Here is a 22,402-nt window from a genome sequence, read left to right as displayed (position 1 = left end):
ACCAAAAATAAAAATTAGCGAATTGGCGGTTATTTTTTATCAACTTTTTTTGGTGCAATTTTCTTCTTATAAATAGGAACAAAATAAGTTACTGTATAATTGAATCCGACTCCAAAACTACCATCGTAAGTTCTGTTGAATCCGGGAATATATAAGTTAGAGAAATTCTCCGGTTCTTTATTGGTTACCAATCGGTTCAATCGAAGGCTGAAACCCATAAATACATTGTCAAAAACTTTAGCTTTTACTCCGGCCACAACTTCAATCCAGCTCGCGGATAAGCCATCAAACTTTTTACCGGAAGGAATTACAGGAACTTCTCCAAAATACGGATTCGCATTATAAATTCTGTAACTATTTAACTGCTGATTAAAAGTACTGAAACCGTAACGCATTCCTATAGAAATAATGTTTTCCATATCCAGCCAATTCTCGTAAGCATTATAATCAAACCCCGCTTTTATATAGGAACCTTTGGTGGTGAAATTGACACGATCATCATCCGTAGTTTTGTTTTCGTTTCCAAGTTCGGCAGCCAAAAAATATTTTTTAGTCAATCGATAATCTCCCACCAACTCAATTCCCTTGTAATCTTTGTCATAAAGAGCGCGCGTCAGTTTATATAAATCAACACCCACACGTACACCATAACGATCGGTCTTTACAGGAATCGAATCGTTCTTTATAATTTCAGGACTAATTTTGACTAATGGCAATGGCGCTTCAGGAATAATCTGTTCTGTTTTGGCAGTTTTCGGATCACTTTTGACAGGAGTAGTCTCCTGAGCTTGTACTAAAGTCAACGACAATACGAGACAAATACTAAAAAAAGATCTTAATGTGTGTTTCATTTTCGTTTTCGATATTACTTTTTTCAACCGATATAAATTTTATCCATTTTTGATTTGCAGCTGTCGCATCAGTATGTGTATATGGATTTGTGGGATCTAATGTAAAAATTGATTTATAGCCACACGCTCTGGAAACAAAAAGTTCCTGTGTGGTGTAATCAAATTTTATGATGTCTTCGTCAATCAACGCAGGATTAGGATTTCCTGAATTTAATGTGAAACGATAGGTCGTACTTGTTCCAACAGTTTTTAACGGAATAGAAATAGTATTACCGCTAGTCGTTTGACTGCCGTTAAAAAGGATTCCGTCGGTCATTCCTTCGCCAACAACTTTCAGATTAGATACGTTTTTTAAAACGGAAGGATTCAAAAAATCATAAAAACCAATCACCAATCGTGGTGTTGTGGGAGTATTTGCATCGCAAATGTCATCTTTCTCACAACCGGAGAAGGATAGCGCTAATGCAAATACCAATAAAATTATTTTTTTCATATACACTTTATTGTTCCCCTAGGGGGCTTATCTTCTTTCCAAAAGTACAACATTTTCCACGTGATGCGTTTGCGGAAACATATCCACGGGACGTACACGAGTTACTTTGTATTTTTCATCCATTAAAGCCAAATCACGCGCCTGCGTAGCCGAATTACAACTTACATAAACCACTTTTTCAGGAGCAATTTTCATAATCTGTTCAATTACATCTTTATGCATTCCGTCTCTTGGCGGATCAGTGATAATTACATCAGGATGACCGTGTTGAGCGATAAAATCATCATTAAACACCACTTTCATGTCTCCTACAAAGAACTCACAATTCGTGATTTCATTGCGCACCGCATTAGCTTTGGCGTCTTTAATCGCATCAGGAACACTTTCCACACCAATTACTTTTTTTGCTTTTTTCGAAACAAACTGAGCAATTGTTCCCGTTCCGGTATATAAATCATAAACGATTTCATTTCCTGTCAGTCCAGCAAAATCACGCGTTATTTTATACAATTCATACGCTTGATCCGAGTTGGTTTGGTAAAAAGATTTCGCATTAATGCTAAATTTCAAACCTTCCATTTCTTCCAAAATGTAATCACGACCTTTGTATAATTTAATATCAGTATCGTATAAAGTATCGTTCGCTTTATTGTTTACTACGTATTGTAGCGAAGTAATTTGCGGAAATTTCTCGTAAAGATGATTTAGAATCAATTCTCTGTTGGCTTTGTCATTTTCGAAAAACTGAATCAAAACCATGATTTCACCAGTCGAAGCTGTACGCAACATCAAAGTTCTCAATAAACCTTCATGCGCTCTTGGATTAATGAACGTCAGTCCATTTGCATTAGCAAAATCTCTCACTTCGTTTCTGATAGCATTCGATGGATCTTCCTGCAAATGACATTTATTGATGTCCAGGATTTTGTCCCACATTTTCGGAATGTGAAAACCAAGTGCGTTTCTATTTCCTAAATCTTCAGTGCTGTCAATTTCTTTTTCGGTCAACCAACGGCTGTTCGAAAACGAAAATTCCATTTTGTTTCTGTAAAAAAACTGTTTTTCGGAACCTAAAATTGGTTCAAATTCCGGAAGTTCTATTTTTCCTATGCGTTGCAAATGATTTTTCACCTCATTTTGCTTGTAATACAACTGCTGGCTGTATTTCATATTCTGCCATTTACAACCTCCGCAAACACCAAAATGCTCGCAAATAGGTTCTACACGATGCTCAGAATATTCATGAAAATGAACTGCTTTTCCTTCGTAATACGCTTTGCGCTTCTTGAAAGTCTGCACATCAACCACATCACCCGGAACCACATTCGGGATAAAAACTACTTTTCCATCGGGAGCCTTTGCTACCGAAACGCCTTTTGCACCAGCATCAAGGACTTTTATTTGATGAAAGACAACTTTGTCTGTATTTTTCTTAGCCATAGCGCAAAAATAAGTGTTTGAATGGTTTTATAAATTCAAATTGCGAAATATTTTCACATTTAGCTGTTTTTTATTTGGGCCTATTCCCGATTTTCACTGCAAATCCTGGCTACGCAAGCAATAACACTACGCCCGTAAAGCACTTTCTTTTTTAATAAGCACAACGAATTAAATAAGAAAGGTATCATTAATATTAATTTTAAACGTAGCTTAGAATTCATGGAATCAGGATTTTTTCGAACACGCAATAATGTAGCAAGTGAAAGAGATTATGATTATTTCAGTATTGAAAAGAACTTTAAATTTTATTTAAATTATCAATTGTTTGAAAGTGTTTTTTGATAAAAGAGCTAAATTTGAGAAAACAGAAAACTGAAAATTATGAAAAGAAATGCAACCGCAGTCTGGAATGGCTCACTGAAAGAAGGTGCCGGAAAACTTACTACACAATCGACCACATTAAAAGATACGCAATATTCGTTCAAATCCCGTTTTGAAGAAGGAGTAGGAACAAATCCGGAAGAATTGATCGCAGCAGCTCACGCAGGCTGTTTTACGATGCAACTTTCGGCTTATATCACCGAAGCAGGTTTTGAAATTGAAAGTATCGAAACGAAATGCGATATCGATTTGGTGGATGGGACAATTATAACGTCACAATTAACGGTTCAAGCAAAAGTAAAAGAAATAACAGAGGATGCTTTTCAGCAATTGGTTACCAAAGCAGAGAAAAATTGTCCGGTTTCTAAAGTGTTGAATGCAGCAATTTCAAGTACAGCAATTTTAGCATAAACAAGAATTTATAAAACAAAAAGGCTCGATTTAGTTTAAATCGAGCCTTTTTGTTTCTGTATAGTAGATTATTTCTTTGCTAAAACTTCCGTGATTGCTTTTTCAGCTAGCGGAGCCATTACCTGATAGCCTAGTTTGTTGGGATGAACACCATCTCCGGAATAAGCAGTTTTCAGTCCGTTGCGTTCATCTTTCATAGTCGAAAAGTAATCAAGATAAAGAATGCCATTGGCGTCAGCGTAATTTTTTATCATTTTATTTAAAGCAACCACTTTTTCAGCTGGATTTTGATTGGGTTTCCAAGAGAAATCATACGCTGGTAATACAGAACACAAAATCACTTTAATGTTGTTTGCTTTTGCCAATTGAGCCATCGAAAAGATATTGTTTGCAATCATATCTAATGTTGCGGGACCGGAATTACCGGCAATGTCGTTTATTCCAGCCAAAATAATCACAGCAGCGGGTTTTAAGGCTATAACATCAGCTCTAAAACGGATCAGCATCTGAGGTGTGGTTTGGCCGCTAATACCCCGATTAACGTATGGTTTTCCAGCAAAATATTCAGAATCTGTTACACTCCAAAATTCGGTTATGGAATCGCCCATAAAAACTATTCTTTTATCTCCGGGCGCTATCGGTTTTAGATTCGCATTTTCATTTTGGTATTTATTTAAATTCGGCCAATCTTGCGCCTGTACTTTTCCTCCCATAACAATTGATAAAAATAGTATACTGTAAATTAATTTGATGTTTTTCATTTGTAACCTAATTTTAAATTTTGAAAACAGAAAAAATGGGATGCCGAAATAAAATGAAACACCCCGTCATTCTTATCGGAAAGATATAGAAAAGGAAGGCTATTTTTATAAAGGCATGGTAATTTAATCAAACAAATCCGAAGACAAATACCGATCGCCTCGGTCGCAAATGATAGCGACAATCACTCCTGATTCTAAATTTTCAGCTATTTTTATTGCCGCAGCTACTGAGCCCCCACTGCTCATCCCCGCAAAAACGCCTTCTTCCAGTGCTAAACGTTTGGTCATCGCTCGTGCTTCTTCTTCGGAAACTTCGATGATTGTATCTACTTTCTTGGCATCAAAAATTTTAGGTAAATATTCTTGAGGCCATTTTCTGATTCCTGGAATTTGGGAGCCGTCGCTGGGTTGCGCACCCACAATTTGGATAGTAGGATTCATTTCTTTCAAGTAGGTGGAAGTGCCTATAATTGTACCCGTTGTTCCCATTGCCGAGACAAAATGGGTTACAGTTCCTTCGGTATCATTCCATATTTCTGGTCCAGTGGTATTGTAGTGTGCTTTCCAGTTGTCGTCGTTTGCAAACTGATTCAGCATGATGTAACCGCCTTCAGCTACTTTTTTATCGGCATAATCTCTGGAACCAATTATTCCGGTAGCAGCGGGTGTCAAAATTACGGTTGCACCATAAGCACGCATGGTTTGCGTGCGTTCGATAGTCGAATCTTCAGGAAGGATTAATTCGATTTCGATATTAAATAGTTGGGCAATCATCGCCAGAGCAATTCCAGTGTTGCCACTTGTTGCCTCAATGAGTTTATCTCCTTTTTTGATTTCTCCTCTTTCCAGCGCGGATTTAATCATATTGTAAGCCGCACGATCTTTTACACTACCACCGGGATTGTTTCCTTCGAGTTTCAGCAAAAGTTTTACGTTTTTATTTTGTATCAAATGAGTAGATTCAACTAAAGGTGTATTTCCTATTAAGTCTAATATTTTTTGTGATTTCATGCTATTGATGTCTAGTGTTTGAATTGTAATCAAATGATTTTGGATTTAATTACAATAAGAATTTGTTTGCGAAAACTGTTTATATCAAGTAAATTTTAAAAACTACAACAACAATAACGGATAGGAATATTTTCGAAGTTCAGTGACATTTTCAAGAGTTTTAAAACGAATCGCAAAGATATTGAACTATTTCGAATTATTTCTTTCTTATGTGTGAAGCTATCTTGGTTATTGCGACACTTTTGTTAAATTTATGATGTGTAAATACTAAGAAATTTATTGTTTTAAATTTTTATGATGAAAAGTGAGGTTTCGTATTTTTAATTTATTTTCAATCTACAAGAACTGATTAGTAGTTTTGATGAAAGTGTTTTTTTAAATTAGCCACTAAATAACAATCCATGAAAAGTAATGCAACTTTTATAAGTGATATTTCCAAAAAGGAATTCCCAATTGCAGATAAAGTGTCTGCTAAAACCATTCGAAATCCAATATTGGCACTTATCCAAAATGATTATCCTGATTTTGATGCCGATAAATTCTTGTCTATTACTGAACTCAACATGTATCGGGAGAAATACATTTCGAATTATTTATTAGTTGAAATAGGGGAGTTGACCAATCTGGAAACCAGAGTTATTGGTTCGCTAAACGAGGACAAATCCTTAGTGAGTACTGTAGAAGATGAAGCCGGTATTCGAACTTTTGGGCAAATAGTGGCGGATAAAGTAGCTGCTTTTGGCGGAAGCTGGAAATTCATCATTTTTTTCGGGGTATTTATTCTGTTGTGGATTTTGGCTAATATCTATATTCTCTTGAATAAAGGATTTGATCCGTATCCGTTTATTTTGTTGAATTTAATTTTGTCTTGCCTTGCCGCACTTCAAGCGCCGGTAATTATGATGAGCCAAAATCGTCAAGAAGAAAAAGACCGCGAGAGAGCTAAAAAAGATTACATGATTAATCTGAAATCAGAACTTGAAATTAGAATGCTTCATGAAAAACTGGATCATTTGATTATGCATCAGCAAGAAGAATTAATACAAATTCAAAAAGTGCAAATCGAAATGATGAATGATATTTTGACACGCATCAAATAATCTTTTTGTTCTAAAAAGTTTAAAAAAGGAACCTGTTAATAGTGCTTAAAGTAATACCCCAAAATCATAAAAATACCATTTAGGATTGCGAAGCCAATGATGATTTTTTTATAATTCCTGTTTTTGTCAATACAATTTAAACCCAGAATTCCCAGAAATAACAGGGTGGTAAAAATGGCTGGATACATCTTAAAAGCACCTTCGAAATCACCTTGCAAAAGCAATAAAAATCCCCTCTGAAAACCACAGCCTAAACACTCCATTCCGAAGAGTGTTTTACTTAAACACGGCAGCATATATTTTTCTAAATCCAATGGTTTTTCTTTCTACAATTTTACGAAAAAATAAGAAACATTTGTCATAATAATTGATGCAATTTTAAATTCATTACTTTTGGAATCTGATATTTTAAAAGATGAAAAAATTTATAATTCCCATAATGATTGTCGCTATCATTGTTGCTTTGTATGAGCAGGTGAGTGCGGAAAAAAATGTGTATATCATGGTCGTTGCAATTGTAATATTTATGATTGGAATGATGCAATTGAGTGCCAAAACACCGAGTAAAAATCAAGATAAAGAAGACGAAAATGTTTAACAAAGGAGATAAGGTTTCAGTACTGGATGAAGCCATAAATGGAGTAGTGCTATCCGTAAAAGAGCAGCAAGTAACCATAGAAACTGAGGATGGATTCATGATGACATTTTTTGTCAAAGAGTTGATTAAAGTAAACGATTCCAGTAACTTACTAGATTCTATTAGAAGAATAAATATAAGTGAGGTTTCTAAGGAAAAAGAGATTCCAAAAGCACGAAGTTTTGTAAAAGAAAAGAAATCAAAGCACGAAATTCCGGCTCCGGAGTTTGATTTACACATTGAAAAACTGGTGCCAAATAAACACGGAATGTCAAATTATGATATTCTGACATTGCAGACAGAAACGGCAAAACGACACATAGAATTTGCCATTCGCAATAGGATTCCGAAAATTGTTTTTATTCACGGAGTTGGCGAAGGAGTGCTGAAAGCGGAGTTGGATTTCTTATTAGGTCGGTACGATAACATCGCTTTTCAAGAAGGCAATTATCAAAAATATGGACAAGGCGCAACAGAAGTTTTCATTAAGCAAAGTGCTATGTAAGTTCTTATTTTACGTTTTTAAAATAAAAAAAGAGACCCAATTTTAACTGAATTTTTCAATTGAAATTCAGTTAAAATTGGGTCTCTTTTTGGACAAAAATAGAAACGTTTTAGCGGTCGATTTTCATGCCTTTTTGGTTCTTAATTGGTAGTCAATAATTCACCGTAAATGTAATTATCACCCAAAATAAAATCACTGTTTCCTTTCTTCATTTTAACTTTTTTGAGGACAACGGTGTGCTTAAAACCGTTTCCGAAAACCGTTGTAGTAACTTCGACGATACCACTGATATTTGCTACTCCAGCTACTGCGATCCATTCTTCAGTGACTACTGGAGTTGCTGGAAAAGTGGTGTTACAAAAATAAGCGCCGGTTACTAAACCGGAGAATAATCGGTAGGTAAGTTTGTTTTTTGTATCGCTTATCAGTCCTGTTCTTGGTGCATTTAGAGGTGTTGCTTCATTAACAATTAATGCGGAATCCACATCAAGAATAAGTGCTTCACTACTATTGTAATCATATAATTGCTTTGAAGAACTGCATTGTTCAAGAGTTTTATTGAATGCAAAAGGTAAAGGAGTTGCGGAAATCAAATAGTCTCCAAAAGAGAATGTTTCGTATACCTGAGTACCCGTTCCTTTATCAAAAGTGATGTTTTTGAAAGTGATATTGTGATTGTAACCTGTAATTTTTGTACTGTTGTCCGCTTCATCGGTTTTTACAGCAGTTGTATTTATTACTATTTTCCCACCTGTAGCGGTCCATTGTCCTGTAACAATAGGAGTTGCCGGTGGTATTGATTCGCAAATTGTTGATGCACTAACGGTACCATTATAAAAGCGATAAATCACGCGATTGGCACTGCTGATGTTTAATTCCTGAGAAGTAGTTTCGGTTGGGAACGTAACTCCGGTTGCTTCAAAAATAAGCGCTTCACTGTCTTTCAGTTTGTAGATAATGTTGTTAGTGGTGCATTTTTGCGTGTTAACATCTTCAAAATTGATGTTTTCTTGAATTAAATCACCATCATCACACCCATTTAAGAACATGGAAAAAACCAACAAGCTAAGGACTCTTTTCATTTTTTATAATATTTCTAACAAAAATAGAATTTTTAATTTGTTCCAAATACATTACCGTTTAAAAATAGATTATTTAACAGGATTTTGGGTTTTCTATTGAAATGTCCGAGATTTAAGTAACGGTCAGGAGTTGTCAATATTACTGTCATTTAAAGCCAATGGAATTCGTTATCTTTGCGCCAATTTAATACTAGTCATGAGGCTTAACAAATATTATTCGGCTGCTTTTTTAGCTTTTTTTGTATGGGGTTTTTTTAGTTTTGCTTTGAAACCGCTGCATAATTATCCTTCTTTGGATATTTTGTTTTATCGGGTATTTTTTAGCGTGATTACGATGGTACTGATCAATGTTATTTTTCGAAGAAGAGTAATGCGACAAAATTGGAATCATTTCAAAACTATCTCTTCAAAACAACAAAAAAATGTTGTGTTATTGACACTTGGTGGTGGCGTATTTCTTTCCTCAAACTGGTTTGTTTACATCTACGTGATGAATCATGTCAGTGTTAATGCGGCATCATTAGCCTATCTGATTTGCCCAATTGTGACTACTGTATTTGCCTTTTTTATGTTGAAAGAAACATTGAGTAAATGGCAATGGGTAGCTGTTTCAATCAGTTTTTTTAGTTGTATTTTGTTATCATTCAACCATTTTCAGGATATTTTTTACAGCCTTATTACCGCTGCTACTTACGCACTCTATTTAGTGAGTCAACGAAAAAATAACGATTTGGATAAATTTCTGGGTCTTACCATTCAGTTGATTTTTACGGCGCTTGTTCTTTTGCCTTTTTATCCAAAATACAGCGGAGCTATCCCTACGGAACCTCTATTTTACACTTGTATGTTAATGATTGTGGTGTTTTTTACCATTATTCCACTGTTTTTAAATCTCTATGCGCTCAAAGGAATTAACTCTTCCGCTGTGGGAATTATGATTTATATTAACCCGATTATTAATTTTTTACTAGCCATATTTTATTACAATGAGCAAGTAAGTTTCCTTCAATTGTTTTCTTATTTTCTAATTATGGTTTCAATAGTTGTTTTCAATGAAAGAATTCTCTTTTCCAAAAAACCAAAAGCGATGCCAGCAGAAATCAAAGGGCTTTAATAATTTTATATTTTAAAAAATGAAAAAAGTATATCTCGATAACGCCTCAACCACGGCTCTTCGTCCAGAGGTGATTCAGGAAATGACTAAAGTTTTAACGGAAGAGTACGGAAATCCATCGTCAACACATAGTTTAGGACGTTCTGCAAAAAATATTTTGGAGCTTTCCAGAAAATCAATTGCTAAAAATTTGAATGCTACGGCTCAAGAAATTATTTTCACCTCTTGCGGTACCGAAGCTAATAATTGGATTCTTCGTTCTGCGGTTAAGGATTTGAAAGTAAAACGAATTATTACCAGTAAAATAGAGCATCATGCCGTTTTATACACCGCTTTAGCATTAGAAAAAGAGTATGGTATTCAAGTCGATTATGTGGCAATAAAACCAAATGGTGAAATTGATATAACGGATTTAGTGGAATTACTGTCGCAGGAAAAGAAAACATTAGTTAGCTTGATGCACGTGAATAATGAAACAGGAACCATTTTAGATTTGGAGCGAATAGGTCGTATTTGTCAAGAGCACAGCGTTTTATTTCATTCGGATACCGTGCAATCCATCGGGAAAACATCAATAAATTTGCAAACAATTCCTGTCGATTTCATTGTGGCCAGTGCGCATAAATTTCACGGACCTAAAGGAGTTGGTTTTGCTTTTATTCGAAAAAATTCGGGATTGCAACCGCTATTTTTTGGTGGAGAACAGGAAAAAGGATTGCGTGCAGGAACTGAGGCTTTGCACCAAATTGCCGGAATGGCAAAAGCTTTAGAACTTTCATACAGCAATTTAGAAACGGATAGAGAACATATTACTGAGTTGCGAAACTACCTCATTACCCAACTTGAAATTGAATTTCCAGCTTTTGAAATCAATGGAACTGTTGATGGATTTTATACAGTTTCGAATGTTTTATTGCCTTTTTCAGCGGATAAAACAGCGATGATTTTATTTCACTTAGACATGAAAGGAATTGCAGTTTCCCGCGGAAGTGCCTGTCAATCCGGAAGTATAAAACCTTCGCATGTTTTAGCCGAAATGCTTTCGAATGAAGATTTAAAAAAACCAAGTTTGCGAATTTCGTTTAGTCATTTCAATACAAAAGAGGATATTAATGTACTTATCGAAGCATTGAAAACGATATAAAAAAATCTGCTGAAAAGCAGATTTTTTAGTGGAATTTAAGTAATTAGGGACTTCGTTTTGGATATTTTTATTGGATTGGATGGTTTTTCCGTATATTTTTCCATGATTAATCGCGCTTTGAAAAAACACAAAGTAGATTCAGCTCCTTGATTGATATTGATGTGTTTGTCCTCCAAGCCATCATAGGAAGCACCATTTTCCGGATTGTACATGATCTGTTTTAAATGATTGTTCCCTAAAAACCAGATGAAAGCAAGTTTTAATTGGTCTTTATATTTTTTATTTTGCGTTACTTCATAAAATAGATCGAGTGCAATAATGGTTGTAGCGACTTCAATAGGTTGTTCGCCATAGAAAATTCTTTCATTTTGCTTCTTGAACCAACCTCGATTAGATATTACTTTCAACTGTCCTTTCATAAAATAATGAGAAAGCAGAAAGTCGAACGTAATTACCGCAATTTTTTTGTATTTCGGATTCTTGGTGACTAAATAGCTGTACATCATAGCTTCTGGAAGGACATTATTAGCATACGTCATATAATCTTCATACCAACACCAATTCTCGGCAGAATTGATTTTATAATGACGCAACAGTTCATCAGCAAGATTCTCGATATGTTTTTTTATTTCCCCGTCTTCATACATTTCATGATAATGATAAAGTCCTTTTAATGCGTAAGCTATGGCTCTTGGAGATTTAAAATTATCAATTTTTTTGATGGCTTTATCCCAGCATTTTACTGCTTGGCAAATCATGTCCAGCGGTAAATTTTGTCTGTGAGAAATCACCGTTCCAAGACTCCACAGCGCTCTACCATTTGCATCTTCCAGATTAACCTCTTCGTTTTGTTTGGTCAATTTCTTGTTGTAGTCTTTATAATTATCAAACCAACCGTCGTGCTGTTGTATTCCTTCAATAAAATTCAAATAAGTATTGGCTAATTTTAAGTTTTCCTTATCGGGAAAAGCTTTATTGTATAGAACCATATTAATTAATGCTCGGGCATTATCGTCTAATGTATAGCCAGATTCAGGATCAGGTTGACTGAATTTGGAAAATTGAAGAATTCCAAAATCGGTAGTCAGTTTTTTGATATGATCTAACTTTATTGGAGGGAAATTGAATCGCAAATCATCTTCTCTATTGGTTAATTGGTCAAATAAAAGGCGGTATTGTATGGCAATATTTTCCCAGTTTGTGGCGCGAGCCATAGAAAAAGCATTTTTCCCCATTGCGATTCGTTGCTCTTCATTTTCGATGAGATAAAGGATTGCTTCCTTAAATTCGTCAGGATTATCAAAACTTTTCAATAGGATTCCATTGCCGTTTCCTAATGATTCGACAGCATGCGGTATAGGTGTAGAAATTACTGCGCAGCCGCTGCTCATAGCATATGCAAAAGTTCCACTTACGGTTTGATTGGGATCTTTGGAAGAAAATAAATAAATTTCAGATAACGTTAAAAATTCCAATAGTTGGTCCAATTGAAGATACTCATTGACGAAAATCACATTGTTTTCCAGACCGAGTTTTTTTACTGTAGCAGTAAGTAAATTGCGGTATTTTTCACCTTCTCTTTTAATAACTTCAGGATGAGTTTTTCCTATAACAAGATAAATTACTTCAGGATGTTGAGCCACGATTTCTGGTAAAGCGCATAATACGTTTTCAATTCCTTTATTTTCACTGATTAATCCAAAGGTTGATAATACCACCCTGTCTCTAAAACCATATTTGTTTTTCAGTACTTTTTTTTGTTCCCAAAGAACAGTATGATTGCCATGAGGAATAATTATGCATTTTGAAGGAGGACAATTGTAATGATTGGCCAAAATTTCCTTTGATTTTTTGGTTAGTATCACCACTTTGTCCGATAAATCAGTGAGCGCATAAACCACTTTTTTTCTTTTTTCGTCCGGATTAGGCAGTACTGTATGAAAAACGGTTACAATGGGTTTGTTGAGTGCCAGAATAAAGGAAAGAATATGGTCTCCATAATCCCCTCTAAAAAGACCAAATTCATGCTGAATACAAACCAATCCAATATCGTTTCGTTCATTTATTTTCTCGGCAACCAACCTATAATGAACCAAAGAATCTACCGGCAGTACATAGCTCACTTCTTCAGGATATTGGAAATCTTGCTCCCTATTTTGCAACGCGCATACTTCCACTGGAAGCGTATCCCCAAAGACAACATCCAATGCATTGACAATATCATTCGTAAAAGTTGCTATTCCGCATTCTCTGGGTGGGTAGGAGCTTACAAGAAGCATTTTAATTCCTTTCTCAATTTTCATAGCGTTATTTTTTAAGGTTGTTTTCTCAATTCGAGAAGCAATTCGTTGAGATCTATTTTTGCAACAGCAATATGTTTATCGGCCACACCGTAGTATAGGTAAAGCTCGTTGCCAAATAACGCATGTCCCGATGGAAAGACAATATTGCTTACTTCTCCCTCAATTTCCCATTGTTTCGTAGGTGAAAATAACGGAAATGGTAATCTGGCAATCTCAATTTTAGGATTATCTAATTGTAATAATGCGGCTTTAGCATGATATATTTTCCCCTTTATCGTTTCTTGTACTCCATGGTAAATCAGCAACCAGCCATATTCAGTTTCAATAGGCGGACCGCCAGCACCAATATAATTGACTTCATATACATCTTTGGGATCCAGTACAATATGATCCACCAAATTAATGAGATATTCTTTCCAAAAGGACTCCGTTAAATCCTTGAAATCGGTAAATTCTGCGATCTGAATTCCAGGCCAAATCCGATGCAAAAGCATAAATTTTCCATTTATTTTCCTTGGAAACAATACCACATCTTTATCCCGAAGCAACCTTAATTCATCAGCAACCAATCCTATTTGAGCAAAAAGATTGTAATATTGATGGTATTTCGGATTCAGTTTATTGTTGTCACAGCAATTTACAAAATTTTCATATTCTTGATAATTAACGTGCGGAGTTATCACACCTTGTTTTTCAAAATGAATTAAATCCTTTGAAATGGCTAGCGCTCCCATCGCATTGACTCCATCATAAGCGGTATAAGTAATATAATAGGTATCCTCAATTTTTACAACTCTGGCATCTTCGACACCATGTTTTTCATAGTCAAAATCTCTGGTTATTAAAGGTTTTTCATGGCGTTCAATTACCTTTGTTGGACCATCTAACTTGGCGTATCCTATCGTAGAATAATTGCCGTGTTCTACCGCTCGGTATAAAACATGAATGATATTTCCTTCCTGATAAATCCCGGGATTGAACACGCCATTATTTTCAAATGGATGGTCGGTAGGACTTAGAATTATTCCTAATTTTTCTATTATAACCATGTTGTAATCGACTTTTACGTAGTTCTAAATTCAAATAAACGCTGTAATCTATTTTTGCTATTCTTCCTTTTTCTGTTCTTTTAATTTTGCTTTTTCCTGTTTTCTAAAGTAACCACGTAGTAAAAAATTATGTTTCAAGGCCTCTAGATTTTCATTCAAACGCAAACTCGCCTCGTTAACATTTGTCATCGTTGAATCTATTTTTCGAACTAATTCAGGGTCATTCGAAAGATAATTTACTGCTCCTTTACCGTTTTTTATATTTACAATTGTGGTATCTAGGTTGTTTACAACGTTATCTATTTGAGTACTGGTTTGTTTTAAATTCAGTACTATTTTTTTAAGATTATTTGCGACCGCGGTATCTTTCAAAACACCAATCACATTGTCTTTATTTTCTAATGAAGAAATAAGTCGGTTTATTTTCGTGATTGATTCTGAACTTCCCCGTCCTGTAATTTTCAAATAGTGAACGGTTTGTTTCAAATCATTTGCCAAGTTAGCATCCTTAATTAATAAGCCCACGGTTCCAGTTCCCTGATTGATTTCATTAGTGATTTTAAGTAAATCTGATGTCAGTAGCGCCGCATTTTTATTGGTTTTGCCAAGGGTATTCAGCATATCATCAGTGCGAATGCGGTTTAACGTACTAATCTCATCTCCAGGCGATATTGAGGTTGCTTTGTCCTTCCCGGGAATAATATTGATAATCATGTTTCCCACTAAACCATCGGAGCCTATTGTGGCAATGGCATTTTTCCTGATATGCGGAAAAATGGTTTTATCAATCAGCATATCGACTTTTATTGCCGTGTCATTAATCATTACTATTCCGCTAACCGTTCCCACATTTATTCCGGAATAGCGTACATTGTTTCCCAGTTGCAGGCCGCTCACATTATTAAAAACCGCAGATAATTGATTGGTTTTTCCAAACATTTGTTGCTTATCGCCAATGAAATACACCGCGAGTATAAACAGCGATATCCCGATTATTACAAAAAGTCCAAGACGCAATTTTTGTGATGTCGTTTTTTCCATTTTTTTGTTCTTATTTAAAGAAAGCTTGCACTTTTGGATCAGTTGAAACGGATAATTCCTCAAAAGTGCCTTCGATATAATTGATGCCGTCAACCAATAAAATCATTCGATTCGAAATCACTCTTGCGCAATCTACATCGTGTGTGATAATGATTGCCGAGGTGTTGTATTTTTGTTGGATAGTCATCATCAAGAGCAAAATTTCTTTTGCAGTAATGGGATCTAATCCTGTTGTAGGTTCGTCATACAGAATTATTTTGGGTTGCAGAATCAATGTTCTGGCCAAAGCAATGCGGCGTTTCATTCCACCCGATAGTTCTTCAGGCATTAAATTGATGGTTTGAGCCAATCCTACGTTTTCCAAAGCTTCCATCACTAACGGTGTAGTATCTTTAATGACTCCAAATTTCTTGGTATGGCGTCGCAACGGAAATTCCAGATTTTCGCGAACCGTCATCGAATCGTATAATGCACTTCCCTGAAAAAGAAAACCAACTTCAGTACGTAAATCGTCCAGTTCCTCCCGATTAAGTTGGGTAATGTCTTTGCCCATCACAACGATAGAACCACTGTCCGGCTGCTCCAGTCCAATTAAACATTTTATCATCACTGATTTTCCGGAACCGGATTTCCCCATAATTACCAGATTTTCCCCTTCATTCAGCGTCATATTAAAGCAATCCAAAACATGATTGTTACCATAACTTTTTCGCAAGTCTTTGATTTCTATAATTCGGTTTTGATTGGGTGTCGGGATACTCATAATCGTTATAAATCATAAAATATATCAGTAACAAAAACAGCAATAAAATCAATAATAAATAGCAACATCGACGTGAAAACCACCGCAGAATTAGCTGCTAATCCCACACCAGCTGTCCCTTTTTTGCAATAATAACCTTTGAAACAACCTACTAATCCGATGGCAAAACCAAAAAAGAACGTTTTGATGGTTGCGGGGATCAAATCACCAAATTCCAATGCATCAAAAACTTTGTTGTAATACAATAAAAAAGAGACATTTCCTTTGATGTTTTCGACCAGAAAAGAACCAAATATTGCAATAGCATCGCCAAAAAAAACTAAAACGGGTAACATAAAAGTGGTGGCCAAAACTCGGGTTACCACTAAATATTTGAACGGATTAGTGCCGGAAACTTCCATGGCATCAATTTGTTCCGTAACCCGCATCGAACCTAATTCAGCACCAATACCAGAACCAATTCGTCCCGCACAAATCAAAGCCGTTATAATAGGACCAATTTCTCGAATCAGTGAAATACTAACCATTGATGGCATCCAGGAAACGGCACCAAATTCTTGCAGCGTAGGGCGTGATTGTAAGGTGAACACTAATCCAATTATAAATCCCGTGACCGCAACCAGAAGCAAGGAACGATTTCCCATATTAAAACATTGTCGTAAAAACTCTTTGAACTCCATGGGACGTTTGAAAGTTTCTTGAAAAAAACGGCCAGCAAAGTAAGAGAGTTCGCCAATTTCGAGTAAAAAAGCTTTGAATAATTCCCTTATTTTTGAAAATGTATCCATAAGCAAACGAATTAGTTTTTAACAGAAAATAGCTACTCAAATATATAGTTATTTATCTGATTATCAGCACTATTAAAAGTGTTGTTTGCCTATTATATTGAGGGTTTTGTCGAGAAAATACCAATTTTAAAAAATAACAGCATTTTTGCAACCGTTATTTTTATTCGCGCGAATAATTCTCATTGTAAAATTGAACTTGAAGAAGTAATTTTTGATAAAAAGAAAGGAGAATCAAACTGAGATTTAGTAAGATGGTATTATTAATTATGGATATATGGTGAATCTTATATTTATTTTTTATACTTCCGCTTGTCTTATTTATTTCTGTTTTTAATCCACTTCTCTATTTCTACCGCCCAAAAAACTACACTTGATACAGCTAAGGTAATCAGCAACTCATATAAAGTAAGTGGTTGTGTTTTGAAAATATCATTAAAAAAAGGCGTGTAAACAATCATAAGTTGTAGCGAAACCGTTATTAATAAAGCACCAATCATGGGTTTATTAGAGAAAAAACCAATTTTAAAAATTGAATCCTGTCCGGAACGGATCACCATTACATGTCCCAATTGACTGAAGCAAAGTACTGTGAAAGCCATCGTTTGCCAATGGGAGTTTGCCACATGTATCGCATAAGCCTGCATTCCAATGGTGACTACTCCCATTAAAAATCCAACCCACAAAATGTGAATTGCCATACCATTTGAAAAAATACTTTCAATTGGATTTCTGGGCGGGCGTTTCATAATATTTATTTCTGATGGCTCGGAGGCCAAGGCTAATCCGGGCAAACCATCGGTCACCAGATTAATCCAAAGGATATGAATGGCCAATAACGGAATGGGTAAACCAAAAAACGGCGCCAAAAATATCGCCCAGATTTCGCCTGAATTTCCGGTCATGATGTACTTGATGAATTTCAGGATGTTGTCAAATATTTTTCTACCATGTTTGACTGCAACTACAATTGTTGCAAAATTATCATCTAGCAAAATCAGGTGCGACGCTTCTTTAGAAACTTCTGTGCCGTTGATTCCCATGGCGATTCCAATATCAGCATTTTTAAGTGCTGGCGCATCATTCACACCGTCACCAGTCATAGCCACAAAATTATTTTTAGATTGTAAGGCATTAATGATTCTTAATTTCTGTTCGGGATTGACACGGGCATATACCCGAACATTCTCCACGATTTTCACAAATTCAATTTGTGTTAATGCGTATAATTCAGAACCCGTCAGTACCAGATCTTCCTCGGAAGAAATGATTCCCAGTTTTTCGGCAATTGCTTTTGCGGTGAGTTTATGATCGCCGGTAATCATCACCGGAATAATACCGGCCTCTTTGCATTCCGAAACCGCTTGTTTCGCTTCCTCTCGCGGCGGGTCAATCATGCCTACAAAACCAATAAGCGTTAGTTCTGTTTCAATTGTTTCCGGATTCAAATTTTCCGGTAACGAAGAGAGTGTTTTCATGGCATATCCTAAAACCCGATACCCTTTTTCCGCCATTTCATTGACTTTACGTTCCAATTCGGGAATAAGTGATTGTTGCTCGGCATTTAGTTTATGAAACAGGACATCGACCGCTCCTTTTGTAATTACGAGAATTTCAGCATCAGCATTTTGAATTTGATGCAGGGTTGTCATGCATTTTCTTTTGGAATTAAAAGGCAATTCTGCTATTCGTGGAAATGCAATTTCTAAATCTGCACGGTTTAAATTTTTATCGAAAGCATATTGCACCAATGCGACTTCAGTTGAATCGCCCAGCCATTTTCTGTTTTCGCCTTTCGAGACATCATTATTTAAAGCTATGGCATGAAGCAATCGGTTTTTTTCTTCAAAAGCATTGTTGTGTTTTGTATCTGAAGTTTCAAAAATCTCCTGCACGGTCATTTTATTCAGCGTAAGAGTTCCCGTTTTATCAGAACAGATATAGGTAACTGAACCAAGCGTTTCTACAGCGGGCAATTTGCGTATAAGCGCATTATTTTTGGCTAATTTCTTAGCTCCAAAAGCCAATGCGATGGTAACTAATGCTGGTAAAGCCTCAGGAATTGCGGCAACAGCAAGGGAAATTGAAGTAATCAACATCGTCATTGCAGATTCGCCCCGCAACCATCCGATAAAGAAAATGACAGTGCAGATGATTAGGATGACTATTGATAATCTTTTTCCAAATGCCGCTAATCTTTTTTGTAATGGCGTTGTGGTTTCATCAGTTTGAATCATTTTAGCGATATGACCCAGTTCCGTATGCATTCCTGTGGCCACAACGTATCCAAGAGCTCTTCCATTCGTAATCGAAGTGCCTTTGTAACCCATGTTCGTCTGGTCGCCAAGAGCGTAATTTCCTTCTGGAAGTTCCTCTGTATTTTTTTCTACATTGTTGGATTCGCCTGTAAGTGCTGATTCGTCTACTTTTATTTGATGGGTTTCAAAAAAACGAATATCTGCGGGAATAACATTGCCGGCTTCCAGAACCACAACATCGCCTGGAACAAGATCTGAAGCTGGAATAGTAATCATTTTTCCTTCGCGCATAATGCGAGCGTGGTTTGCTACCATTTTTTTCAGTGCTTGCATCGCTTTTTCGGCCCGATATTCCTGAATGAATCCCACGATGGCATTAATAATGATGATGGCAAGAATAATGATCGTATCTGTTAGATCGCCTATTATTCCCGAAATTATTGCTGCCGCGATCAGAATCAGAATCATGAAATCAGACAACTGAGAAAGCATCATCTTTACGATGCTCTTCTTTTTAGTGTCTTCGATTTCATTCTTCCCATTTTCGCGCAAGAGTTCCTTACTAGTTACTTCATCAAGTCCGCGAGGAGTTGTTTGTAACAAGTGGGTGATTTCTGATAGTGGGAGTAAATGCCAGTTCATCGCTTTGTTTTTTTTATTTTTTATAATATAAAAGCCCCATCATTAGTACATAAACGGAGATAATTAATGCAGTATCAATGGCGAGTTTCCATTAGAAATAATTACTTCTTTAGTAATTTTTTTTTCCTGATTAATTGTTTTAAATCAGGAGGAATGGTTTTTTTTATGATATTATTTTCAATGGTAGCAAGCCTTTCCATTAATTTTTATAGGCTTCCATATTTTCTTTTTCACTCAGTGAAAGCGGAGAAAAACCACTTTCGAAAAGAATAAAACTGTGGCACAAAATCAATGAAGCTTCTCAAAGTAACGCCATTTTTATAGCGTAATGAATGGCGGAATCTGCTGCAATGGAGAAGTCTGTGGGTACAAATATTGTTTTTCATAGCTCTAAAATTTATGCTTTAGTAATCTCGTAAAGTATCAATTTTGAACTTTTTAGTATTCATAAATATCAGAATTAGTAAAAAGCAGTAAAACATTCTCTTTTTTAAAGATTGTAAACCAAAACTTTTTAAGGGCATATTTAATTGGTACTTTTGTTAGCTTTCGTACAAGCGTAATCTGTTTTTGAGTGAGGTCAATTCATTTTGCAACACATCAATCTTTTGTAACAAATTAAACACTACATCAATTCCTTCTATGTTTACGTCTAATTCCTGATGCATGCGAATCATTTTTTCGATTTCATAAATTGCATTTGAATCAATATATTGTTTGGATTTAATCGTTTTTATTTCGAGTAACCCCATTTCGCTAAGATTGGTAAAAAAAGATAGTTCCACACTATAGTGAATGCACAATTCAGGTATCGGGATCAGGTTTTCCATGTTTATGATTTTCTTAGTGTAGCGAGTTCAGTGAATAATTCTTTTTCTTTTTCAGAAAGATTAGTGGGGATTTGTATTTGATAGGTTAAGTACAAATCACCAAATTCTCCTTCTTTTTTATACACTGGAAAGCCTTTTCCTTTCAATTTGACTTTGGTTCCGTTTTGGGTTCCGGGTTTCACGGTCAGTTTTACTTTTCCGTCAAAAGTGTCAGCGGTAATCTCGCCGCCCAATAGGGCAGTAAATAAATCCAAGTCCACTATTGCGTAAAGGTTGTGCTTATCTAGTTTAAAATTAGTGTGATTCGCCACCGTGAACGTGATATATAAATCACCTTTAGGACCACCACCGGAACCTTCGCCACCCATGCCGCTGATTTTTATTTGTTGGCCGTTTTCGACACCGGCAGGAATGGTAATTCGAATATTTTTGCCATTAATGGTTAACGTGCGTTTGTGAGTTGTGTACACATCTTTGAGTTCAAGATGTAGTTCAGCATTAAAATCCTGTCCTTTGAATTGCGCACTTCTGCGGCCACCACCAGATGCTCGACCACCAAACATCGATTCAAAAAAATCAGAAAAATCACCTCCACCACTGAATCCACCACCGCCAAAACCTCCTTGTTGTCCATTTCCTTGGTATTGCCGCTGCTGTTTGGATTTTTCAAATTCTTCCGCATGTTGCCAGTTTTCACCATAATCATCATATTTCTTACGATTCTCCGCATGACTCAAGACTTCATTTGCTTCATTGATTTCCTTGAATTTTCTTTCGGCTTCTTTATCATTTGGATTTAAATCGGGATGGTATTTACGGGCAAGTTTCCGATAGGCCTTTTTAATCTCGGCTTCAGTTGCTTTTTTGTCCACTTCTAGAATCTTGTAATAGTCTATAAATGCCATTGTGATTATTTTTATGTTGTGGTTATTTGGTTACGTTCGAAACATCTATATATTTATTAGATACATATTTTGCTTCTTACAATTGATGAGATTTCTCAGTTCATTAATACATACTTATTGTTTTATAAATTCACTGTCAGCCTTAATTTTTACTTCATCACTAATCATTGGTGCAGGGAATTTTGGGCCTATATTAAAATCAGAACGTTTTATGATGGTACTAAATTTAAAACCAGCTGTTGGCGCTTTCGTTTGAGGATTTTCAATAGTTCCTCTGTACCACATCGTGATGACTACCGGTTTCGTTATTCCGTGCAGGGAAAGTTGGCCCGTTAGCTTGTATTTATCTTTTGCTGTTTTTTGTATCGACGTACTTTTGAAAGTCATTTTAGGATATTTTTCAACATCAAAAAATTCGTCACTTCGTAAATGCTTATCTCGCATTTCAACTTCGGTATTGATGGACGCCACTGCTGTAGAGAGTTCAAAAACAGCATCACTGAAATCAGTTTTGGTTGTAATTGCGCTAATTTCAAATGTTTTGAACAATCCTGCAATGTCAGAAATTCCATTGTGCATTGTGCTAAAAGTTAATTTAGAATGCATTGGATCAGCTTTCCATGTTGTTTGTGCAAACAGAAAAGTAGATAAAAATAATGAGGCGATAATGGTAGCGATGTTTTTCATGGCTTAATTTTATTTAATCTTAAAGATACGCTATTAAGTAGTTACGAAGTTTAAAAAGGAACTTTTTGTGATATGAGTAATTATAGTTTTCAAAGAGTGTATTTGTCAAATTTAATCAATTTTTGGGTGAAAAAATAACAATAAAATACTTAATAACAGTTAGTTGTAGAATTAAAAGCCCCAAAAAGGAGCTTGTTCTAAATTGATTT

Annotated in this window: 22 protein-coding genes; 6 read left to right on the top strand and 16 right to left on the bottom strand. The window is 35.7% G+C overall.

Going from position 1 to position 22,402, the window contains the following annotated elements; translation table 11 throughout:
* Positions 1 to 29: 29 nt before the first annotated feature.
* Genes G7A72_RS04075 through rlmD form a run of 3 tightly spaced genes read right to left on the bottom strand, consistent with a single transcriptional unit; the run spans position 30 to position 2,784 of the window.
* Positions 30 to 851, bottom strand: coding sequence for a DUF6048 family protein (locus tag G7A72_RS04075; protein WP_165151530.1), 822 nt, complete (start codon positions 849 to 851; stop codon positions 30 to 32).
* Positions 823 to 1,344, bottom strand: a complete 522-nt coding sequence (locus tag G7A72_RS04070) for a DUF6452 family protein (RefSeq protein ID WP_165151529.1) — start codon at positions 1,342 to 1,344, stop codon at positions 823 to 825. Before G7A72_RS04070 ends, G7A72_RS04075 begins: the two co-directional genes overlap by 29 nt.
* A gap of 27 nt (positions 1,345 to 1,371) precedes the next feature.
* On the bottom strand, positions 1,372 to 2,784 hold the full coding sequence (gene rlmD, locus G7A72_RS04065) for a 23S rRNA (uracil(1939)-C(5))-methyltransferase RlmD (protein WP_165151528.1): 1,413 nt from the start codon (positions 2,782 to 2,784) through the stop codon (positions 1,372 to 1,374).
* 381 nt (positions 2,785 to 3,165) lie between these two features.
* On the opposite strand from rlmD, the gene G7A72_RS04060 reads away from it, so the two are divergent.
* Complete coding sequence (locus G7A72_RS04060; protein ID WP_165151527.1) at positions 3,166 to 3,576, top strand: OsmC family protein; 411 nt, start codon at positions 3,166 to 3,168, stop codon at positions 3,574 to 3,576.
* 68 nt (positions 3,577 to 3,644) lie between these two features.
* Here the strand turns inward: G7A72_RS04060 and G7A72_RS04055 are convergent, their stop codons facing one another.
* Both G7A72_RS04055 and cysM read right to left on the bottom strand, forming a co-directional pair.
* Positions 3,645 to 4,337 carry an SGNH/GDSL hydrolase family protein gene (locus G7A72_RS04055; protein ID WP_241258572.1) on the bottom strand — a complete coding sequence of 231 codons (693 nt, stop codon included), beginning with the start codon at positions 4,335 to 4,337 and terminating at the stop codon, positions 3,645 to 3,647.
* Positions 4,338 to 4,460: 123 nt separating this feature from the next.
* Positions 4,461 to 5,348, bottom strand: coding sequence for a cysteine synthase CysM (gene cysM, locus G7A72_RS04050; RefSeq protein ID WP_165153621.1), 888 nt, complete (start codon positions 5,346 to 5,348; stop codon positions 4,461 to 4,463).
* Positions 5,349 to 5,749: 401 nt separating this feature from the next.
* Between cysM and G7A72_RS04045 the strand changes: the two genes are divergently transcribed.
* The gene (locus G7A72_RS04045; protein ID WP_165151526.1) at positions 5,750 to 6,448 is read left to right on the top strand and encodes a DUF1003 domain-containing protein; all 699 of its coding nucleotides are present in this window, start codon (positions 5,750 to 5,752) and stop codon (positions 6,446 to 6,448) included.
* A 35-nt stretch (positions 6,449 to 6,483) separates the two neighbouring features.
* Here the strand turns inward: G7A72_RS04045 and G7A72_RS04040 are convergent, their stop codons facing one another.
* The gene (locus G7A72_RS04040; protein ID WP_371807566.1) at positions 6,484 to 6,744 is read right to left on the bottom strand and encodes a DUF2752 domain-containing protein; all 261 of its coding nucleotides are present in this window, start codon (positions 6,742 to 6,744) and stop codon (positions 6,484 to 6,486) included.
* 119 nt (positions 6,745 to 6,863) lie between these two features.
* Between G7A72_RS04040 and G7A72_RS04035 the strand changes: the two genes are divergently transcribed.
* Together G7A72_RS04035 and G7A72_RS04030 are read left to right on the top strand one after the other, a co-directional pair.
* Positions 6,864 to 7,046 carry a hypothetical protein gene (locus tag G7A72_RS04035; RefSeq protein ID WP_113633325.1) on the top strand — a complete coding sequence of 61 codons (183 nt, stop codon included), beginning with the start codon at positions 6,864 to 6,866 and terminating at the stop codon, positions 7,044 to 7,046.
* Complete coding sequence (locus tag G7A72_RS04030; RefSeq protein WP_113633324.1) at positions 7,039 to 7,590, top strand: Smr/MutS family protein; 552 nt, start codon at positions 7,039 to 7,041, stop codon at positions 7,588 to 7,590. The genes G7A72_RS04035 and G7A72_RS04030 overlap by 8 nt, the downstream gene beginning before the upstream one ends.
* A 140-nt stretch (positions 7,591 to 7,730) precedes the next feature.
* Here G7A72_RS04030 and G7A72_RS04025 read toward each other — a convergent pair whose 3' ends face one another.
* Positions 7,731 to 8,672, bottom strand: a complete 942-nt coding sequence (locus G7A72_RS04025) for a hypothetical protein (RefSeq protein ID WP_165151524.1) — start codon at positions 8,670 to 8,672, stop codon at positions 7,731 to 7,733.
* Positions 8,673 to 8,868: 196 nt separating this feature from the next.
* Here G7A72_RS04025 and G7A72_RS04020 point away from each other — a divergent pair, with 196 nt between their 5' ends.
* Together G7A72_RS04020 and G7A72_RS04015 are read left to right on the top strand one after the other, a co-directional pair.
* The gene (locus G7A72_RS04020) at positions 8,869 to 9,786 is read left to right on the top strand and encodes an EamA family transporter (RefSeq protein WP_165151523.1); all 918 of its coding nucleotides are present in this window, start codon (positions 8,869 to 8,871) and stop codon (positions 9,784 to 9,786) included.
* A gap of 19 nt (positions 9,787 to 9,805) precedes the next feature.
* Positions 9,806 to 10,930 carry a cysteine desulfurase family protein gene (locus tag G7A72_RS04015; RefSeq protein WP_165151522.1) on the top strand — a complete coding sequence of 375 codons (1,125 nt, stop codon included), beginning with the start codon at positions 9,806 to 9,808 and terminating at the stop codon, positions 10,928 to 10,930.
* A gap of 35 nt (positions 10,931 to 10,965) precedes the next feature.
* Here the strand turns inward: G7A72_RS04015 and G7A72_RS04010 are convergent, their stop codons facing one another.
* The 9 genes from G7A72_RS04010 to G7A72_RS03970 all read right to left on the bottom strand — a co-directional run bounded on the left by G7A72_RS04010 (position 10,966) and on the right by G7A72_RS03970 (position 22,193).
* Positions 10,966 to 13,233, bottom strand: coding sequence for a glycosyltransferase (locus G7A72_RS04010; RefSeq protein ID WP_165151521.1), 2,268 nt, complete (start codon positions 13,231 to 13,233; stop codon positions 10,966 to 10,968).
* Between the two features lie 11 nt (positions 13,234 to 13,244).
* A complete protein-coding gene (locus G7A72_RS04005) occupies positions 13,245 to 14,282 on the bottom strand; it encodes a pesticidal protein Cry7Aa (protein ID WP_165151520.1) in 1,038 nt (345 codons plus the stop codon).
* Positions 14,283 to 14,339: 57 nt separating this feature from the next.
* Positions 14,340 to 15,323, bottom strand: a complete 984-nt coding sequence (locus G7A72_RS04000) for an MlaD family protein (RefSeq protein WP_165151519.1) — start codon at positions 15,321 to 15,323, stop codon at positions 14,340 to 14,342.
* 10 nt (positions 15,324 to 15,333) lie between these two features.
* The gene (locus G7A72_RS03995; RefSeq protein WP_165151518.1) at positions 15,334 to 16,086 is read right to left on the bottom strand and encodes an ABC transporter ATP-binding protein; all 753 of its coding nucleotides are present in this window, start codon (positions 16,084 to 16,086) and stop codon (positions 15,334 to 15,336) included.
* A gap of 5 nt (positions 16,087 to 16,091) precedes the next feature.
* A complete protein-coding gene (locus G7A72_RS03990) occupies positions 16,092 to 16,874 on the bottom strand; it encodes an ABC transporter permease (protein WP_113633317.1) in 783 nt (260 codons plus the stop codon).
* Positions 16,875 to 17,188: 314 nt separating this feature from the next.
* On the bottom strand, positions 17,189 to 19,771 hold the full coding sequence (locus G7A72_RS03985; RefSeq protein ID WP_165151517.1) for a cation-translocating P-type ATPase: 2,583 nt from the start codon (positions 19,769 to 19,771) through the stop codon (positions 17,189 to 17,191).
* A gap of 542 nt (positions 19,772 to 20,313) precedes the next feature.
* A complete protein-coding gene (locus G7A72_RS03980; protein ID WP_206531534.1) occupies positions 20,314 to 20,601 on the bottom strand; it encodes a chaperone modulator CbpM in 288 nt (95 codons plus the stop codon).
* Between the two features lie 2 nt (positions 20,602 to 20,603).
* Positions 20,604 to 21,506: a J domain-containing protein gene (locus G7A72_RS03975; RefSeq protein ID WP_165151516.1), complete on the bottom strand. Its 903-nt coding sequence runs from the start codon at positions 21,504 to 21,506 to the stop codon at positions 20,604 to 20,606.
* A 114-nt stretch (positions 21,507 to 21,620) separates the two neighbouring features.
* Positions 21,621 to 22,193, bottom strand: coding sequence for a YceI family protein (locus tag G7A72_RS03970; protein WP_113666843.1), 573 nt, complete (start codon positions 22,191 to 22,193; stop codon positions 21,621 to 21,623).
* Between the last annotated feature and the right edge of the window lie 209 nt (positions 22,194 to 22,402).

Origin of the sequence: Flavobacterium sp. Sr18 (assembly GCF_011064265.1) — a bacterium.
GTDB classification, from domain to species: Bacteria; Bacteroidota; Bacteroidia; order Flavobacteriales; family Flavobacteriaceae; genus Flavobacterium; species Flavobacterium petrolei.
Note: the sequence above shows the minus strand (reverse complement) of the source record. Positions and strands in the feature narration are given on the sequence as shown.

Bases quoted from the DNA above. Each gene is read 5' to 3' on its own strand.
- G7A72_RS04075 (WP_165151530.1), bottom strand. From the start codon at position 851: ATGAAACACACATTAAGATCTTTTTTTAGTATTTGTCTCGTATTGTCG.
- G7A72_RS04070 (WP_165151529.1), bottom strand. From the start codon at position 1,344: ATGAAAAAAATAATTTTATTGGTATTTGCATTAGCGCTATCCTTCTCC.
- rlmD (WP_165151528.1), bottom strand. From the start codon at position 2,784: ATGGCTAAGAAAAATACAGACAAAGTTGTCTTTCATCAAATAAAAGTC.
- G7A72_RS04060 (WP_165151527.1), top strand. From the start codon at position 3,166: ATGAAAAGAAATGCAACCGCAGTCTGGAATGGCTCACTGAAAGAAGGT.
- G7A72_RS04055 (WP_241258572.1), bottom strand. From the start codon at position 4,337: ATGAAAAACATCAAATTAATTTACAGTATACTATTTTTATCAATTGTT.
- cysM (WP_165153621.1), bottom strand. From the start codon at position 5,348: ATGAAATCACAAAAAATATTAGACTTAATAGGAAATACACCTTTAGTT.
- G7A72_RS04045 (WP_165151526.1), top strand. From the start codon at position 5,750: ATGAAAAGTAATGCAACTTTTATAAGTGATATTTCCAAAAAGGAATTC.
- G7A72_RS04040 (WP_371807566.1), bottom strand. From the start codon at position 6,744: ATGCTGCCGTGTTTAAGTAAAACACTCTTCGGAATGGAGTGTTTAGGC.
- G7A72_RS04035 (WP_113633325.1), top strand. From the start codon at position 6,864: ATGAAAAAATTTATAATTCCCATAATGATTGTCGCTATCATTGTTGCT.
- G7A72_RS04030 (WP_113633324.1), top strand. From the start codon at position 7,039: ATGTTTAACAAAGGAGATAAGGTTTCAGTACTGGATGAAGCCATAAAT.
- G7A72_RS04025 (WP_165151524.1), bottom strand. From the start codon at position 8,672: ATGAAAAGAGTCCTTAGCTTGTTGGTTTTTTCCATGTTCTTAAATGGG.
- G7A72_RS04020 (WP_165151523.1), top strand. From the start codon at position 8,869: ATGAGGCTTAACAAATATTATTCGGCTGCTTTTTTAGCTTTTTTTGTA.
- G7A72_RS04015 (WP_165151522.1), top strand. From the start codon at position 9,806: ATGAAAAAAGTATATCTCGATAACGCCTCAACCACGGCTCTTCGTCCA.
- G7A72_RS04010 (WP_165151521.1), bottom strand. From the start codon at position 13,233: ATGAAAATTGAGAAAGGAATTAAAATGCTTCTTGTAAGCTCCTACCCA.
- G7A72_RS04005 (WP_165151520.1), bottom strand. From the start codon at position 14,282: ATGGTTATAATAGAAAAATTAGGAATAATTCTAAGTCCTACCGACCAT.
- G7A72_RS04000 (WP_165151519.1), bottom strand. From the start codon at position 15,323: ATGGAAAAAACGACATCACAAAAATTGCGTCTTGGACTTTTTGTAATA.
- G7A72_RS03995 (WP_165151518.1), bottom strand. From the start codon at position 16,086: ATGAGTATCCCGACACCCAATCAAAACCGAATTATAGAAATCAAAGAC.
- G7A72_RS03990 (WP_113633317.1), bottom strand. From the start codon at position 16,874: ATGGATACATTTTCAAAAATAAGGGAATTATTCAAAGCTTTTTTACTC.
- G7A72_RS03985 (WP_165151517.1), bottom strand. From the start codon at position 19,771: ATGAACTGGCATTTACTCCCACTATCAGAAATCACCCACTTGTTACAA.
- G7A72_RS03980 (WP_206531534.1), bottom strand. From the start codon at position 20,601: ATGGAAAACCTGATCCCGATACCTGAATTGTGCATTCACTATAGTGTG.
- G7A72_RS03975 (WP_165151516.1), bottom strand. From the start codon at position 21,506: ATGGCATTTATAGACTATTACAAGATTCTAGAAGTGGACAAAAAAGCA.
- G7A72_RS03970 (WP_113666843.1), bottom strand. From the start codon at position 22,193: ATGAAAAACATCGCTACCATTATCGCCTCATTATTTTTATCTACTTTT.